Annotated in this window: 14 protein-coding genes; 5 read left to right on the forward strand and 9 right to left on the reverse strand. The window is 71.3% G+C overall.

Going from position 1 to position 16,990, the window contains the following annotated elements; all coding sequences use genetic code 11:
• Position 1: 1 nt before the first annotated feature.
• Positions 2–904 (forward strand): hydroxymethylglutaryl-CoA lyase, encoded by a 903-nt coding sequence (locus tag ACIA5G_RS10730; RefSeq protein ID WP_395922364.1) that lies wholly within the window; start codon positions 2–4, stop codon positions 902–904.
• A 53-nt stretch (positions 905–957) separates the two neighbouring features.
• Here the strand turns inward: ACIA5G_RS10730 and speB are convergent, their stop codons facing one another.
• Positions 958–1,983, reverse strand: a complete 1,026-nt coding sequence (speB, locus tag ACIA5G_RS10735; RefSeq protein ID WP_395922365.1) for an agmatinase — start codon at positions 1,981–1,983, stop codon at positions 958–960.
• Positions 1,984–2,555: 572 nt separating this feature from the next.
• On the opposite strand from speB, the gene ACIA5G_RS10740 reads away from it, so the two are divergent.
• Both ACIA5G_RS10740 and ACIA5G_RS10745 read left to right on the forward strand, forming a co-directional pair.
• Positions 2,556–3,986, forward strand: a complete 1,431-nt coding sequence (locus tag ACIA5G_RS10740) for a DUF1996 domain-containing protein (RefSeq protein ID WP_395922366.1) — start codon at positions 2,556–2,558, stop codon at positions 3,984–3,986.
• Between the two features lie 316 nt (positions 3,987–4,302).
• On the forward strand, positions 4,303–6,267 hold the full coding sequence (locus ACIA5G_RS10745; RefSeq protein ID WP_395922367.1) for a YcaO-like family protein: 1,965 nt from the start codon (positions 4,303–4,305) through the stop codon (positions 6,265–6,267).
• Here ACIA5G_RS10745 and ACIA5G_RS10750 read toward each other — a convergent pair.
• Positions 6,254–7,483 carry an MFS transporter gene (locus tag ACIA5G_RS10750; RefSeq protein ID WP_395922368.1) on the reverse strand — a complete coding sequence of 410 codons (1,230 nt, stop codon included), beginning with the start codon at positions 7,481–7,483 and terminating at the stop codon, positions 6,254–6,256. The two genes, ACIA5G_RS10745 and ACIA5G_RS10750, sit on opposite strands and share 14 nt — an antisense overlap.
• Positions 7,484–7,559: 76 nt before the next feature.
• Between ACIA5G_RS10750 and ACIA5G_RS10755 the strand changes: the two genes are divergently transcribed.
• Complete coding sequence (locus ACIA5G_RS10755; RefSeq protein WP_395922369.1) at positions 7,560–8,090, forward strand: ArsR/SmtB family transcription factor; 531 nt, start codon at positions 7,560–7,562, stop codon at positions 8,088–8,090.
• 63 nt (positions 8,091–8,153) lie between these two features.
• Here ACIA5G_RS10755 and ACIA5G_RS10760 read toward each other — a convergent pair whose 3' ends face one another.
• The 6 genes from ACIA5G_RS10760 to ACIA5G_RS10785 all read right to left on the reverse strand — a co-directional run bounded on the left by ACIA5G_RS10760 (position 8,154) and on the right by ACIA5G_RS10785 (position 14,786).
• On the reverse strand, positions 8,154–8,924 hold the full coding sequence (locus ACIA5G_RS10760) for a hypothetical protein (protein ID WP_395922370.1): 771 nt from the start codon (positions 8,922–8,924) through the stop codon (positions 8,154–8,156).
• Between the two features lie 136 nt (positions 8,925–9,060).
• Entirely contained in the window at positions 9,061–10,500 is a 1,440-nt protein-coding gene (locus ACIA5G_RS10765) for a glycoside hydrolase family 3 protein (protein WP_395922371.1), read from the reverse strand.
• Positions 10,501–10,503: 3 nt separating this feature from the next.
• A complete protein-coding gene (locus ACIA5G_RS10770; protein WP_395922372.1) occupies positions 10,504–11,334 on the reverse strand; it encodes a carbohydrate ABC transporter permease in 831 nt (276 codons plus the stop codon).
• Positions 11,331–12,317, reverse strand: coding sequence for a carbohydrate ABC transporter permease (locus ACIA5G_RS10775; protein ID WP_395922373.1), 987 nt, complete (start codon positions 12,315–12,317; stop codon positions 11,331–11,333). Before ACIA5G_RS10775 ends, ACIA5G_RS10770 begins: the two co-directional genes overlap by 4 nt.
• On the reverse strand, positions 12,314–13,618 hold the full coding sequence (locus ACIA5G_RS10780) for a sugar ABC transporter substrate-binding protein (protein WP_395922374.1): 1,305 nt from the start codon (positions 13,616–13,618) through the stop codon (positions 12,314–12,316). Before ACIA5G_RS10780 ends, ACIA5G_RS10775 begins: the two co-directional genes overlap by 4 nt.
• 319 nt (positions 13,619–13,937) lie before the next feature.
• Positions 13,938–14,786 carry a shikimate dehydrogenase gene (locus ACIA5G_RS10785; protein ID WP_395922375.1) on the reverse strand — a complete coding sequence of 283 codons (849 nt, stop codon included), beginning with the start codon at positions 14,784–14,786 and terminating at the stop codon, positions 13,938–13,940.
• Between the two features lie 289 nt (positions 14,787–15,075).
• Here ACIA5G_RS10785 and ACIA5G_RS10790 point away from each other — a divergent pair, with 289 nt between their 5' ends.
• Complete coding sequence (locus ACIA5G_RS10790; RefSeq protein ID WP_395922376.1) at positions 15,076–16,395, forward strand: MFS transporter; 1,320 nt, start codon at positions 15,076–15,078, stop codon at positions 16,393–16,395.
• Here ACIA5G_RS10790 and ACIA5G_RS10795 read toward each other — a convergent pair.
• Positions 16,357–16,944: an FHA domain-containing protein gene (locus tag ACIA5G_RS10795; RefSeq protein ID WP_395922377.1), complete on the reverse strand. Its 588-nt coding sequence runs from the start codon at positions 16,942–16,944 to the stop codon at positions 16,357–16,359. The genes ACIA5G_RS10790 and ACIA5G_RS10795 overlap by 39 nt on opposite strands.
• Positions 16,945–16,990: the final 46 nt, after the last annotated feature.

The raw sequence follows: 16,990 nt of genomic DNA on the forward strand, positions 1-16,990 counted from the left end.
CATGAGCGAAGTCCTCATCACCGAGGTCGTGCTGCGCGACGGCCTGCAGGACGAGCCCGTCACCGTGCCGTCGCACGAGAAGGTCCGCCTCGCCCGCGGGCTGATCGACGCGGGCGTGCGCTCCCTGGAGGTCGGCTCGTTCGTCTCCGCGCGCCGGGTGCCGCAGATGGCCGACACCGGCGAAGTGCTGCGGACGCTGCTGCCGGACGTGCCGGCGAGCCTGCACACCCTGGTGTTCACCGAACGCGGAGCACAGCAGGCGATCGACGCCGGCGCGCGCTCGGTGCGGCTGGTGGTTTCGGCCAGCGACGGGCACAGCACCGCGAACGCCGGCGTGCCGACGGCCGCGGCCCTCGACCGGCTGGCCGGGTGCGCTTCGCTGCTGACGGCGGCGGGAGTGGCGATCGAAGCATCCGTGGCGACGGCGTTCGTGTGCCCGTTCGACGGTGACACCGACCCCGACCGGACGGCCGACGTCGCCGCCCGGCTGGGTGCGATGGGCGCGCGGGTGGTCCACCTCGCCGACACGATCGGCGCCGCCCGGCCGGGCCAGCTGCGCGCGACGGTGGCCGCGGTGCGCGACGAGCTGCCGGACGTGCCGCTCGGCCTGCACCTGCACAACACCTACGGCCGCGCGGCGGCGAACGCCTGGGAAGGGCTCAACCTCGGCATCCGCCGGTTCGACTCGGCCCTGGGCGGCCTCGGCGGCTGCCCGTTCGCCCCGGGCGCGTCCGGCAACGTCGCTACCGACGACCTCGTCGACTTCTTCCACCGCGAAGGCATCGCGACGGGAATCGACGTCGAGAAGCTCGCCGAACTGCGCGACCAGGTGGGGCACGCGGTCGGGCACCGCCTGGACTCGGCGCTGGCCGCGATTCCGGCGGTCCCGGCCGTGCTGCGCTGACCCGAACGTCATGAACGACTCGTTCATCGCGTCGGACGACGGGAAAGAGTCGTTCATGGCCTTTCGGGGCGGTCGGCCAGCAGTGGCTGCGTCGGATCCCAGGTGGTGCCGTCCGCAGCGTCACGACGTCGCCGGGCGATTCCCGACAACGCCTCCAGCACCACGCGGTTCGCCAGGAACGACGTGATCTCGGCCTGGTCGTACGGCGGGGACACCTCCACCACGTCGACGCCGACCACCGGCAGCTCGTACGCGATGCGGCGGACCGAGTCGAGCAGCTGGCGGGCGGTGAGGCCGCCGGGCTCGGGGGTGCCGGTGCCCGGCGCGTGCCCGGGGTCGCAGACGTCGATGTCCACCGACAGGAACACGCCGTCGCAGTCGTCGGTGGCGATGGTGAACGCTTCGGTGAGGCATTCGTCGAGACCGCGCGCGACGACTTCGGTCATCTCGTACGACCGCATCCGCTGCGCAGCCATCCAGTCGAGCGTCGCCGGTTCCGGCCAGTAGCCGCGCAGGCCGATCTGCAGGAAGCGGTCGCCGCGGACCGCGCCGGACTCGATGAGGCGGCGCATCGGCTGGCCGTGCCCGACGAGCGAGCCGAACGCGATGTCGCCGGTGTCGGCGTGCGCGTCGAAGTGGACCATCGACACCCGGCCCTGCCCCAGGTGCTGGGCGACGCCGGCGGCGTCCGGCCAGGCGATCGTGTGGTCACCGCCGAGGACGAGCGGGATCGCGCCGTTCGCGGTGACCGCGTGCACCGCTTCCTGCAGGGAACGGACCGAGCGCTCGGCGTCACCCGAGTACATCTCGACGTCGCCGGCGTCGTAAACGGCGAGGTCCTTGAGCCCGTCGACGCGCAACGCCAGCGACGGGCGCGAGCCGTCGTGCGGGAGGTAGCAGCTCTGGCGGATGTACTGCGGGCCGAACCGCGTGCCCGGGCGGTGCGAGGTCCCGCCGTCGAACGGCGCACCGAGAATGACGACGTCGGCGTCGCGATATGTGGCGGCGTCCGCCCAATCGCAGCGTTCGACGCCCAGGAATGTGATGTCCGGGCCGAACTGGGTTCCGTACCGTGCCATGGGTACGGATTCTCCTCCGGTTCCGGGTTCACGGCCAGCGGGCATTCCGCGCGCCTCACTCAGGGATACGGATGCGGGTTCAGATCGGTTCAAAGTTTTTCGCCACACCGCCGGAAGCTGGACAACGCCCCGGTCGGGGGCCCAGGATGACCGCGCACCCGAGAACGCCGGAGCGGGTCACGCGCGGCTACCCAGCGTGATCCACCTGCGGGCCGTCGCGCCCGCGATATTTCGTGTGCGCCATTCTTCGTTCATTCCCCGCGCCCTTTCACGCCCGTACCCGGCTACGGAAACGGAAACCGGCGCTGACGGTTCGTGATTGCCGGAAATACCTTCTTGCCCGGCGTCAAGTCCCGGTGTAGCTTCCATCACGGAACGATAACCAGCCGGTTGACGGCGTGGCCGCGGGCAGGTGGCCGCGCACCCACCGATGTCGGGTCGGTGGACCAGCCGGGAATCGTTCTCCCGCCGACGCAGCTTTTCGAAGTTGTCATCCTGATGGGGGCGAGCCTTGCCTCGTGCCCGTTCAGTGTCGCGCGTTCCCGCCAGCCCGACACCCCGGAGGATTCCGCATGCCCAGCACCCAAGGACGGCATCGCCTTTCCCGCAGAACCAAGATCGCGACCGGCGGCCTCGCCCTGGCGATCGCGGTCGGCGGCATCGTCGTCGCGACGACGACCGGCGGCACCGGTGAAGCCAGTGCCGACGAAGCCGATCCCGCGCTCTACATCGACATCCTGAAGGTGAAGCCGAACCAGTTCGACCCGCGGCCGGTCTCCGGCGCGGCGACCGGCACCTTCACCGTCGACTGCGGCCGCAACGAGAACGGCCACTTCAACCCCGACAACTTCATCGCCCAGCCCGGCGTCCGCAACGGCGCCCAGCACCTGCACGACTACGTCGGCAACCTCTCCACCAACGCCGACTCGAACAACAAGAGCCTCGTCAAGGCCGGCACCACCTGCCGGAACGGGGACAAGTCCGCCTACTTCTGGCCCGTGGTCCGCATCGACACCGGCGAAGAAGAGGAGAACGAGGCCGCGAAGGTGCCCGACGGCGACCGCGCGCAGGCCGACCAGGAGGCGAAGACCGTCCAGGTGGCGTGCCCGGACGTCGCGAGCAAGCTCGCCGACGTCCCCGACCAGGCGATGGCCGAGGTCGACAACAACCTGGACCAGCTCGACACCCAGACCGACGAGGCCAACAAGCGGGTCGCGGCGACGCAGGGCCAGGGCGGCGCCGACTTCGTGCGCAACGCGATCCTGAACCCGCTGAAGGACCGCCGCGCCGCCATCCTCGAGCGCATCGCCATCGCGATCGGCCGGTTCGCGCCGAAGCCGGGCGACCTGGGCGGGCTCGCGCCGTGCGCGCCGAAGCCCGGCAAGGACACCGGGACGCCCACCCCGCCGCCGAGCAGCACCGCGGGCGGCGCACTGCCCGGCCAGGACGAGAACAACGAGCTGCCCGGCAACGACGGTGAGATCCAGCGGCCGCAGAAGGCCCAGATCACCTTCCGGGGCAGCCCGGTCGGCAAGGTCGTGGCGATGCCGCGGTTCCTGCGGGTGCTCTACGGCGACGCGAAGCAGTCGACCAACGGGCCGGCCAACGCCCGCGCGAGCTGGACGTGCACCGGCTTCGAGAACCGCGTCACGGACAAGTACCCGATCTGCCCGCAGAACAGCAAGATCAAGCGCATCCACACGTTCCCGAGCTGCTGGGACGGGCAGAACACCGACAGTGCGAACCACCGCACGCACATCGTGTTCCCCGACAAGTTCGGCCGCTGCGCCAAGGGTTTCAAGGCCGTGCCGCAGCTGCAGATCTCGCTGACCTACGACATCCCGCACGACATCCAGGTCAAGAAGCAGTACAAAGTGGACGCCTTCCCGCAGGAGAAGCACAACCCGCTGTCCGACCACGACGACTTCGCCAACGTGATGTCGCAGCGGATCATGAACGGGCTGGTCAACTGCGTGAACCGCGGAAAGACCTGCCGAGCGTGAGCTGAAAGATCCCGAACGGGCGCCCCACCGGCGGCAGTCACCGGTGGGGCGCCTGCACGTCGTGGCCCGTGCGAACTTCCCGGCCGGGTCCGTGACGAACGTGCGGCGCGGGGGTGCGGACCGCATTCCAGAAGACGCCGGAACACCCGGCCGCGCCCGAAACTGGGTCACCTCACCACTCCCCGGTTGCGGCCGGGGGCCCCGCACACCGGAAAAGGAGGAACCGCAGGATTTCGACGACTCGACCCGCCGAGTGCCGCGGCCCCCTGGCTCCGGGGCCGCGGCACACCCACGTCCGCCCCACCGGAGGTCCGTGATGCCCGCCGACGACGTCCGCCTGCGGATCACCGGGGCCGAGGTCCACGACCTCGAACCCCGGCGGTGCCTGCTGATCACGCCGAACGGCCGCGAAGTCCCGGTTCCCGCGCCGGCGGGTGAGGTCCGGGACTGGCTTCGCCGCTGCGACGGCACGCGCACCCGCACCGAGCTGCTGTCCTGGATGGACCCCGGGTACGCCGACGTGCTCGACATCCTGGCCGCGGACGGCCCCGCGCGCCCGGCACCCGACACCGGTTCCCCGCGGCTCGCCGCGACGACCGTGCTGCTCGCCGGCCCGGCCGAGCTGACCACTCCCCTGGCGGACATCCTCGCCCCGGCCGGCTACGCGCGCGTCGAAGTGCTGACCACCCTCGACCGCACCTTCTCCGTCGACGCGGCCAACACCGTTGTCGTCGCGGCGTTCGCCCATCCGGCGCATGCCGAGCTCACCGCCCTGGGCGCGTTCTGCGCCCGTCACGAACTGCGCTTCTTCCCGTTCCGCGGGGAACGCGGCCGGGGCATCGCCGGGCCCGCCGTCACGCCGGGCACCGGACCCGACTTCGCCGATGCGCTGGCCCGCCGACGCGCGGCCGAGGACGACACTCACGCCGACGAGCCCGGCCCGCGGTTCGGGTCCGCCGACACCCGCTGGCTGCTCGCCACGGCCGCCGTCGAGCTCGGGCGCTGGATCGCCGGAGACCCTGCGGAGACCACGCGGGGCGAACTCGAGCTGGACCCGGTCCGGTTGACCACCTCACCCCGGCCCGTGCTGCCGATGCCCGACCGGCCCCGGCCGGTGGTGGCGGGCGGAGACCGGCCCGAACTGCTCGTTGACGACCGGACCGGAATCGTCACCGGGGTGCGCGAACTGCCCGCGATCCCGGCCCGGCTGCGGGTGTCCACGGCCGGCATCGCGGGCGGTGGGCGGGTGTTCGGCGTGTCGTGGCAGGACGGCGAAACCGCGCGCGAGTCGGCGATCGGCAAAGCCGTGGCGCGGTACTGCGGTGGCTTCCTGCCGCCGGATCGCGAAATCCGCCACGACAGCTACACCCGGCTGCGCCGCGACGGCGTCCCGGCGCTCGACCCGCGCCGGCTCAACCTCTATTCGCCGCAGCAGTACCGGACCGCCGGCTTCCCGTTCGTCCCGCTGACCACCGACGTCGAATGTGCGTGGCTGGAAGGCTTTTCGCACACCACGCGCGAACCGGTCTGGGTTCCCGCCTGCCTCGTCTCACCCGATCCCGGCGCTCGCTTCACCCGGCCGCTGATCGGCGCCGCCGGCGGCAGCAGTGAAGAGCAGGCCCTTACCACCGGGCTCGAAGCGGTGCTGGAACGGGACACGGCCACGTTGTGGTGGGCCGGCACACCCCGGCTGCCACGGCTGCGGCTGCCGGCCGAGCTCCGCGCGCTCGTCGCCGAGACCGCCGACACCCACGACGTCACGATCGTTCCGCTGGACAACGAGTTCGGTGTCCCGGTGGTCGCGGCCGCGGTCTTCGACCGCCTCCGCCGGCGGCCGGCGATCGGGTTCGCCACCCGGCCGGACGCGATCGAAGCGGCCAAGGCGGCGCTCGCCGACGGGTTCGCCCGGCAGCTCGTGGCCGACAACAGGCCCGTGCTGAGCCCGCTCAGGGTGAACCCGGCGGACCGGCGCCACCTCCAAGACTTCGGCCGTGACCTGCCGGTGCGCGACCAGGAGGGCCTGCCCGCGCTGAGCGAGCGGACGTTCAAGGCCTACCAGGACCGGGTGGAGGCCCGCGGGTTCGAGGTGATCAGCGTCGACCTCACGACTCGCGACGTCGCGGCCGCGGGGTTCCACGCCGTGCACACGCTCGTGCCGGGACTGGTGCCCGGGCTGCCGTACCGGGGTGCGGGCCGGGTCCGCCGGGCTGCCGTCGACCTCGGGTGGCGCACCGAGCCGCTTCCCGAGGACCGGCTGAACACCCTCCCTATGCCCGAGTAATTCCCTGCGCAACTTCACTTTCGGCCAGCGTGTCCTCGGTGATGCCGAGCAAACCCGCGACGACCGCGAAGGCCAGCACACCCATGACCACGAACACGGTGTGCAGCCCGGCGGTCTGCGCGATCGTGCCGCCGGCCAGGGCGCCGAGCGACTTCGTGCCCCAGGCGACGAGCCGGTGGCTGCTGTTGAGCCGGCCGAGCAGCCGGTCGGGTGTGACGCGCTGGCGCAGCGACACCATGACGACGTTCGAGACCAGGATTCCCGCACCGCCGGTGAAGAAGGCTGCCCCGACGACGTACGGGTTCGCCGTCACCACGAGCACGCCGACCGGGAGCCCGCCGGTCAGCCACGACACCCAGAGCGCGCGGACCCGGCCGAGGGCGCGTTCCACCGGTTCGGCGACCAGTGCCCCGACGAGACCGCCCGCGGCGGTCGTGGCCATCAGCAGGCCGAAGGCCGGTGCGGACAGTCCCATCGCCGAGCCCGGGCCGACCGCGTAGAGCACGAGCACGGCGAAGGTCGCGCCGGTGGCGAAGTTGAACGTGCCGACCATGATCGAAAACGTCCGCAACACTCTGTGCCGCAAGAGAAAACGCAGACCCTCGGCAATGTCGGCGCGGAGCGGGGTGCGGGCCGGCCGCTCGATCCGGTAGGTCCCGCGCACCAGCAGCAGCGCCGCGACGGCCACCGCCCACAGCGCCACCGGCGTGACGAGGGCGGCCACCACACCGGCCGCGGCCAGCACCCCGGCGAGTGGCGGGCCGGCGAACTCGTTGGCGGTCTGCTCGGCGGCGAACATCCGGCCGTTGGCGCGGGCCAGCTGCGCACGTCCGACCACCTGCGGCACGATCGACTGCGCGGCGGTGTCGTAGATCGTCTCGGCGCACCCGACACCGACCGCCACGACGTACAGCGCCCAGATCGATCCCCCGCCGAAGACGGTCAGCAGGGTGACCGCGGCGAGGAGCCCGCCGCGGACGAGGTTCGCGGTGAGCATCGCGCGGCGGCGGTCGAGGCGGTCGACCAGCGCGCCGGCGGGTAGCGCGAAGAGCAGCCACGGCAGGCTGAAGGCGAACGCGAGCCCGGCGATGAGCGCCGGTGAGCGCGTGTAGCCGACCGCGACCAGCGGCAGCGCGACCTTGAGCACGCCGTCGGCGAGGCTGGACAGGCCGGCGGCGGTCCACAGCCGCCAATACGTGCTCCCGAGCCCGGTCATGAAATGGAGGATCGCACATCGATGGAGTTTTCTCCATCGATGTGACCGGACTCCATCGATGGACTACGCTGCGTTCATGACCGAACCCCGCCGCCGGCGGCCCGCGACCCCGGCGGAGGCGAAGGCCCTCGGCCACCCGCTGCGGCTGCGCATCATGCGGTTGTGCCTGGTCGACGAGCTGACGAACAAGCAGCTGGCCGACCGCCTCGACCGCGACCCGGGCACGGTCCTGCACCACGTCCGGCAGCTCGTGGCCGCCGGCCTGCTGGAGCCGGCGCCGGTCCGCACGGGAGCCAGCGGCGCGCTCGAGAAGCCGTACCGCTCGAACAACGAGACGTGGTGGCTCGACGGCCCGCTCTCCGGCGCCGACGCCGAGACACGGTTCGCGCCGATCGAGATCTTCCAGGACGAGCTGCGCGAGGCCGGGCCGGAGTCGGTGGCGGTGCACGAGAAGTTCCTGCTGCACCTGTCCCCCGACGAGGTCGAGGAGCTCGACCGGCGCATCCTGGCGGTGCTCGACGAGTACGTGGCGACCGACCACGAGCGGCTCGACCGCCCGGCCCTCGGCGGGATCTTCGTGCTGCACCACATGAAGCGCGACAGCTGACCCGGCGCGGCCCCTGCCCGGGGGAGGTGGGCAGGGGCCGCGCGTGTCAGCCGGTCACCGAGGTCAGTGGTTCACCTTGAACCAGGGCTGCGACCAGCCGAGGTAGGTCTGGCCCCACTTGCTCTTGATCTGCGCGATCGTGGTCTCGGTGTAGGTGCCCGCGCCGTTGATGTCGTTCGACAGGAACTTGCCGCCGCCGATGGAGATCATCGTGTGGCCCGAACCGCCGTTGGAGAAGAACGCCAGGCCGCCGGCCGGGACGTCCGTGCTGTTCGGGTGCTTGTAGGTGCTGGGGATCTGCGTCCAGTGCACGTACGCCGTGGTCGAGCCGCTCGCGCTGAAGCCGTAGTTCTGCGCGTTGATGCGGTCGCACCAGCCGTCGTAGGCCGGGTCGTTGTTGGTGTGGATACGCGACTTCGCCTTGGTGACCGCCTGGGCGCAGGTGTTCGGGTCGCTCAGCCCGGAGGTCGTGCAGGTCGAGGCCGGCGGGGTCGGCACGTCGGTGCAGTCCGGCGCGATCCGGCCGTCGGAGCCGGTGTAGACGTAGGTGTCGGTGATGTAGCCGCCCGGGACGTGGTCCCAGATGTTGCTGGTGCCGTACTTGCCGGTGACCGTCTCGCCGGTGGTCTGGCAGTCGATGTCGACGGCGGCGCCGTCGGCGACCGTGCCGGTCGAGCTCGCGCCGGTGCTCGGCGACGAGCGCACGGTCAGCGGCGCGCCGGAGTCGGTGTGCACCGTGCCCGCCGCCGCCAGCGCCGGAGTGGCGCCCACCAGCACGATCGCCGCGGCGATGCCGACCACGCCGGCCGCTCGCTTCCCGATCCGAATTCCCATTTGTCCGTCCTCCATGTTCCGGTGTGAGGACAGAATGGCGAGCGCCGGTACAAGCTCCGTACAAAAGCGCTGGCAGCTCGTGGAGATGCGGCAAATGGGACAGGCCCCGCCCGGAGGCGGGGCCTGCCGGACACACTCAGGCCAGGTGTTCGGCCACCGCGCGCAGGCTCACGTAGGAGCCGCTGAACGTGTCGATCCGCGGGCCACCCTCGTCCGCCGGGCCCGGCGCGCCGGTCTCCACCCGGATGAAGTCCACAGTGGACAACGCGGCCAGCAGCGCGCGCACCCGCGGGTGCCGGTGCGCTTCCCGGGTGACCACGACGACGCTGCGGAACCCTTGTGCCGCTTCGAGGATCTCACCGACGTCGTCGGGGGTCGCGGTGATCGCCCGGGTGCCGGGCACCAGCTCGGCCAGGTGCGCGCCGAGGCCCCACGGCATCGGGCCGGCCGCGATGGTCGGCTCGGTCTGGACGTCGACCACCAGCGGCGGCCCGTCCAGCCGCACGTCACCCCGGATGCGGAGCGCCTTGCGCGCCGCCTCCAGGCCGAGCCGACGGTCCACCGGGCCGACCTTCGCCGGCGCCGGGTCGGTGCCCAGCGCCGCCGTCCGCGAAGCCGCCTCCTCGAGCCGCTCCAGGGGCAGCTCCCCCGCCGCGACCGCGGCCACGATCGCCGCGACGCACGCGTCCAGGTGCTCGGCCTCGAACGCCGCGCCGCCGAGGCAGAGCGCGTCCGCGCCCGCGGTCAGGGCCCGCACGGCCGAGCGGCCGAGGCCGTCGTGCTTGCCGTACGCGCCGGACACCGCGCCCATCTCCAGCGCGTCGGTGATCACCGCGCCGGTGAAGCCCAGCTCGCCGCGCAGGACGTCGGTCAACGCCACGCGGTTGAGCGTGGCCGGCTCGTCACCCCAGGCCCGGACGACCAGGTGCCCCGTCATCACCGAGCGCACCCCGGCCCGGATCGCGGCGGCGAACGGGACCAGTTCGATCTCCCGCAGCTCTTCCGGCGTCCGCGGCAGCACCGGCAGTGCCACGTGCGAGTCCTCGGTCGCCGCGCCGTGGCCCGGGAAGTGCTTCGCGCAGGCCGCGACACCGTACTTCTGCAGCCCCGTCACGTAGGCCGCGACGTGCGGGGACGCCTTCACCGGGTCGGACCCGAACGCCCGGACGCCGATGATCGGGTCCTCGGCCGCCAGCGTCAGGTCCGCACACGGCGCGAGGTTCACCGTGACACCGCAGGCCGCCAGCCGTTCCCCGAGCGCGGCGGCGACCGCCGTGGTCAGCTCCGGGTCGTCGGCCGCGCCGAGGGCGAGCGGCCCCGGCACGAACGACCCGGTGTTGACGTCGAGGCGGGTGACGTCGCCACCCTCCTCGTCGATCCCGACAACGACGCCGTCGCGCTCACCCCGCAGCTGGGCGGTGAGCGCGGCGACCTGCTCGTCGTCGACGATGTTGCGGCCGAACAGGATCACCCCGCCGAGGCCGCCGGCGATCCGGCGGCGGAGCCAGTCCGGCGCGGTCGTCCCGGCGAACCCGGGCAGGAGGACGGCTTCGGCGAGTTTCTCGGGCGACGACAACGGCTACCCCTTCACGGCGCCGGCGGTCGCGCCGGACACCAGCTTGCGTTGCACGAGCAGGAAGAAGATCAGCGCCGGGATGGCGTAGATGACCGACGCGGCCATCACCCCGCCCCAGTCCGTGGCGAACGCGGTGCGGAACGACGCCAGCCACACCGGCAGCGTCTCCTTCGGCTTGTCCTGGATGAACACCAGCGCGAACAGGTACTCGTTCCAGGCCGTGATGAAGCTGAACACCGACGTGGTGACCAGGCCCGGGCCGAGCAGCGGCAGCGTCACCCGGCGGAACGCGCCGGTCTGGCTGCAGCCGTCGATCATCGCGGCCTCTTCCAGCTCGTACGGGATCCCGTTGACGAACCCGTAGAGCATCCAGACCGTGAACGGCAGCGTGGTCGCGAAGTAGATCAGCAGCAGCGACGGCAGCGTGTTGAGCAGCCCGGCGTCCCGCATCAGCAGGAACAGCGGGATGAACAGCGCCGACACCGGCGCCAGCTGCGCCACCATGACCAGCACCAGGAAGCCCTTGCGGCCGGTGAACCGCAGCCGCGACAGCGGGATCGCCGCCAGGGTGCCGGCCACCAGTGCGCACAGCACCGACCCGACCGTGACGATCAGGCTGTTCATCAGGTAGACCGGGAAGTTGTCCTTGCCCAGCGCGGTGGCGAAGTTGCCGAACGAGAACGACGTCGGGATCAGGTCGTACTTCGGCGACAGGATCTCACCGGGCGTCCGCAGCGACGTGACGAACATCCAGTACGTCGGGAAGACGATCGCCAGCGCGACGAGCACGCCGACCACCGAGAGCACGATCCGCTGCGAGAGCGACTTCTTCACTTCAGATCACCTTCCCGGGTCCGGGTGAGCAGCTGGATGTACCGGCCCGTGATGAGCGCGAGCACGATCAGCATCAGCGTCGCGATCGCGCCCGCCGCGCCGAAGTGGTTGCCCGCGATGCCCTTGAGGTACAGCACCACGGCCAGCGTGGTGCTCTCGCCGTCGGGGCCGCCCTCGCGGATCGCCCAGATCTGGGCGAACGCGTTGAAGTCCCACAGCACCGACAGGAACGTCACCATCGTGGTGATCGGCTTGATGGCGGGCCAGGTGACCGCGCGGAAGGTCTGCCACGCGCTGGCGCCGTCGATGCCGGCGGCCTCGTACTGCTCACGCGAGACGCCGACGATGCCCGCGTACAGCGAGAACGTCACGAACGGCACGGCCTGCCACACGATGAGCAGCCCGATCACGGTGAGCGTGCTGGCGCCGCTGGAGAACCACGAGAACCCGATGAAACCGTGGAACCCGAGCCGGTCCAGGGTCTTGTTGAGGATGCCGTACTGCTCGTCGAAGATCCACTGGAAGACGGTGGTCGTGGCGATCACCGGGGTCGCCCACGCGAGCACCAGCGTCACCTGCACGATGATCCGCACGACCGGGTCGAGGTGGCGCATGAGCACCGCCAGCAGCAGGCCACCGAGGATGGTGGCGGCCACGATCGACGCGGTGAAGACCAGCGTCCGGAAGGTGACGGTCCAGAACTCCGGGTCCGAGAGCGTGTTCGTGTAGTTGTCGAACCCGATCCAGACGGTCTTGCCGGAGACGAGCTGGCCGATGTCGAGCTTGCGGAAGCTGATCGCGAGCACCTGGACCAGCGGCCAGGCGAGCAGCACCAGGATGGCCGCGAGCGCGGGAAGCAGCAGCAGGTACGGGAGCACCCGGTCGCCGAACCGGCCTCGCCTGCGCTTCTTGACCCGCGTGTCGCGCGGCGATGCCGGCGGGGTCGCCCCCGCCGGCATCGTCACATTGGCGGTCGCCGTCATCCGCCGATGAGCTTGTTCAGCGCGGCGTTGGCGTCGGCGGTCGCCTGGTCGAGCGTCTTCTTGCCGGTCAGGTACGCGGTCAGCATGTCCTTGACCGGGTTCTGGCCGGACTCCACGTCACCCCACTGCGGGCTGGCCGGCACGGCCTTGCCGTTGGTGGAGGCCTTCGCCATCACGCTGCCCAGCGGGTCCTTGTCCAGACCGGTGAGGTCGGTCGACGTGCCGGGCACAACGCCGGCGGCGGCGAGCTGGCTCTGGTACTTCGGGCTGGAGAGCAGCTTGATGTACTCCTTGGCGGCGGCCGCGTTCTTGCTGTTGGCCGGGATCGCCAGGTTCGAGCCGCCCAGGAAGACCGGGGCGCTCTGGCCGGCGGTCTTGCTCGGGATCGCGAACGCGCCGGTCTTGGCGGTCAGGCTCGGGTCCGTCTTGGCGGCCGTCGGCAGCTCCCACGGGAGACCGATCATCATGGCCACCTTGCCGCCGCCGTAGACGGTCGCCTGCTGCGGCTTGGCCTCGTCGGCGTCCTTCGGCGCCTTGGTGCCGGAGGTGTCGACGAGCTTCTTGTAGAACTCGAGGCCCGCCTTCGCGCCGGCGCTGTCCAGCGTCGCCTTGAACTTCTTGCCGTCGGGCTGGGCGATGTCACCGCCGTTGTCCCAGATGAACGACAGCAGCGAGTACCAGTTCTGACCCGGCATGTAGAGGGCCTGGAAGTCCGGGTCGGAGCCGAACTTCGTCTTCAGCTTGGTGATCGCCTCGATCCACTCGTCGTTCGACGTCGGCGTCTTGGTGATGCCGGCCTGCTCGAACATGTCCTTGCGGTAGATGACCTCGCGGTTCGCCGCGTAGAACGGGACGCCGTAGACCTTGCCTTCGTAGGTGCCCGAGTCCGCGAGCCCCTTCAGCCACTGGGCGCCGTTGAAGGCGTCCTTGTCGGCGGTCAGGTCGGTCAGGACGCCTTCCTGCGCCGCGAACGCCGCGGTCTGCGTGTTGCCGATCTCGATCACGTCCGGCGGGGTGCCGCCGGCGAGCGCGGTGGTCAGCTTCTGCTGGATGCCGTCCCACTGCTGGATTTCGTACTTGACCTTGACGCCCGGGTGGGCGGCCTCGAACTCCTTGTTGAGCGCGTCGGTCAGCGTGGCCGGCGCGGAGCCGGTCATCAGCCAGACCGTGACGTCGCCGGTGATCGGCGCGGGAGCACCGCTCGACGAAGCGGCCGTGTCGGTGCCGCTGGAGCCCGCGCAGCCTGCGGTCGCGAGGGTGACTGCGGCGGCGCCCGCCGCCAGCTTGAGCCAGCGTTTCACTCGATGCCGTCCTTTCCATGCCCGGCCACCGTGGCCAGGCGCCCCAAATGGTGTAGACCAATGTTGGGGTTAGAGTGGTACGTACCACAGGCCCTGTCAAGGCGGTTGCCGGAACGTTGTAAACGCACCGGGCAGTCTGACGGGGAGTAGTCGCACGGTCACCGGCACCCCGCCGACCTGCGGCGGAAGTCGTCCGAATAGGAGTGTGTCCGGAACGTTTTTCACCGGTGGCCACTCGGAATCCCCCGCGGAGCCACCCGGATGGCGCACGGAAAACCGCCCCGGGAAAGAACTCCCGGGGCGGTGCTGACGGGCGTGTTCAGGCGGCGCGGGCGGTCTCCCCGTCAAGAGCGTCGAAGTGCCGCAGCATCCGCTCCGGATCCGGGTCGACGCCGGTGAACAGCCGGAACGACTCGGCCGCTTGGAGCACGACCATGCCGCCGCCGTGCAGCACCCGGCAGCCGCGGGCGCGGGCGGCGGCCAGCAGCGCGGTCTCCAGCGGCCGGTAGACGATGTCGGCGACCCACAGCTCCGGGCGCAGCAGCCCGGCCGGCAGCGGCGAGCCGGGGTGGGCGGCCATCCCGGTCGGGGTGGCGTGCACCAGGCCGTCGGCCCGGCGGACGGCGTCGAGCCCGCCGACGTCGGCGCGACCGGCGCCGAACCGGCTCCGGAGTGCGGAAACGAGCTTCGCGCTCCGCTCGCCGTCGACGTCGTGGACGGTCAGCCGCCCGGTGCCCAGCGCCAGCAGCGCGTGTGCGACCGCGGCCCCCGCCCCACCGGCCCCGAGCAGGACGACGTTGTCCAGCCGGACGTCCGGCAGGCCACGGCTCAGGCTGCGGGCGAAGCCGGTGGCGTCGGTGTTGTGGCCGATGGCACGGCCGCCGTCGAAGACGACGGTGTTGACCGCGCCGAGCGCGGCAGCCTCGGGTGAGAGCTCGTCCAGGTGCGGCAGCACGGCCTGCTTGGCCGGGTGGGTGACGTTGAGCCCGTCGAACCCGGCCAGCCGCGCGGCCGCCAGGACGTCGGCGACCGGCCGGCGCAGCACGTCGAGGTCCAGCAGGCGGTAGACGTAGCGGAGGCCGAGCTGGTCGGCTTCGCGCTCGTGCAACGCGGGGCTGGCGGACGGCCCGATACCCGAGCCCACGAGTCCGATCAGGTAGCTGCTCACGCCGCGTCCTCCGATTAATGTACGAACTAGTGAGTTCACAGTAGCGCGCCACTCACCCACTTGAAAGGCCCGACTGGCAACGTGGCCGCCCACCTGCAGGATCCCCGCCCGCGACGCCCTCGGCGCACACCCGGCATGCACCCACCGACCTGCTGATCAACTACCCGGAGCACCGGAATCCCCTCTTGACACCCGGAGTTCCGTCTCTCACTCTCTATTAACTAACTAGCCCGTACATTGCTTCCCGCCGACTCTGAGCAACGAAGCACGGACGTCAGGAGCTCATCCCGTGACCGGATCGATGCCCCGCAAGGCGGCGCTGGCCGCCTGGATCGGCAGCGCGCTCGAGTACTACGACTTCTTCATCTACGGCACCGCCGCCGCGCTGGTGTTCAACAAGGTCTTCTTCCCCGCCTCCTCCCCCGCCACCGGCACCCTGCTGGCGCTGGCCACCTTCGGCGTCGGTTACCTCGCCCGGCCGGTGGGCGCCTTCGTCCTCGGCCACGTCGGCGACCGCTTCGGCCGCAAGCGCGTGCTGGTGTTCACCCTGCTCCTGATGGGCTTCGCGACCTTCGCCGTCGGCTGCCTGCCCTCCTACGCGAGCGTCGGCGTGCTCGCGCCGATCCTGCTGGTCGTCCTGCGGCTGCTGCAGGGCCTCTCGGCGGCCGGCGAGCAGGCGGGCGCGAACTCGATGTCACTCGAACACGCCCCGGAACGCCGGCGTGCGTACTTCACCAGCTTCACCCTGAGCGGCACGCAGGCCGGCCAGATCCTGGCCACCGCGATCTTCCTGCCGGTCGCGGCACTCCCCCAGGCCGACCTGCTGACGTGGGGCTGGCGGATCCCGTTCTGGTGCAGCGCGGCCGTGGTGGTCGTCGGGTTCGTGATCCGCCGCAAGCTCGACGAGACGCCGGTGTTCGAACGCACCGAGGTCGCGAAGCTGCCCGTCGCGCTCCTGTTCCGCCACCACTGGCTGGACGTCCTGCGGGTGGTCGTCGCGGCGACGATCGCTTCGGTGAGCACGATCTTCACCGTCTACGCGCTGAGCTACGCGGTCAACACGATCGGCCTGGCGCGCACCCCGATGCTCTGGGTCGGCGTGCTCGCCAACGTCGTCGCGCTGGCGGCGATCCCGCTGCTGGCCGGCCTCGCCGACCGGGTCGGGCGCAAGCCGGTGTTCATCACCGGGTGCCTCGCCTGCGGCGTGCTGATCTTCCCGTACCTGTGGTCGATCTCGATCGGCTCGTACGCGCTGCTGTTCGTGCTCGGCATCGTGCTCTTCGGTGTGGCGTACTCCGGGGTCAACGGCGTCTGGCCGTCCCTGTACGGGGAGATGTTCACCGCCCGCGTCCGCCTGTCCGGCATGGCGATCGGCACGCAGATCGGCTTCGCGGTGGCGGGTTTCGCGCCGAGCGTGGTGGCCGCGATCGGCTCGGGCAAGGAGGACTGGCTGGGCGTGGCGATCTTCACCGCGGCCGTCTGCGTGGTGGCGGCGATCGCCGCGGCGACGGCCCGGGAGACCTACCGCGTCCCGACGGCAGAGCTGGGAAACCGGCCGGCCGAGCGAAAGTCACCGTCCCCGATGGTCCCCTCCACTGTGGACAGTTGACGGCCGGCGCGGGCGTGCCTTCCGCCGGTGCGCCCGCGCCCAGGCCAGTCCGGCCAGCGTCACCACGAACCCCGCCACCAGCAAGGTGACCCCGACCTCCGGCCGGGCGTCGAAGTGCCGGAGCACCCGCGCCGCCCCGAGGCCGAACCCGGTCACGAACAGGACCGGGCCGAGCACCAGCGCGGCCGTTCCCTTCTTCGCCGCCGGCACGTCGGCGAACACCGGCCGTTCCTCGCCGGTCGGGCAGTTCTCGGTGTAGACGGCGGTGATCGGCCCGAAGGACACGCGGTCGCCGTCGTGCAGCAGCCGGGCCTGCCCGTTCGCCAGGGCTTCCCCGTTGACGAGCGTGCCGGCGCGCGAGCCGGCGTCGGACACCCAGGTGCCACGCGCGTCGCGCCGGAGCCAGGCGTGCCGCGGGCTCACCCGGTCCGAATAGAGTTTCAGGTTCGCCTCGGGCACCCGCCCGACCAGCCACGAGCCCCGCCGCACCTCCAGCCGCGCGACCGCGCCCTCGAGCGTCTCGATCGTCGCCGTATCCCGCTGTGCCATCGCCCCTCCCGCCACGTGCCGACTCCGGACAGAGCGGAGCCGCGGC

It is taken from the genome of Amycolatopsis sp. NPDC051758, assembly GCF_044453095.1.
In the GTDB taxonomy this organism is placed as follows: Bacteria; Actinomycetota; Actinomycetes; order Mycobacteriales; family Pseudonocardiaceae; genus Amycolatopsis.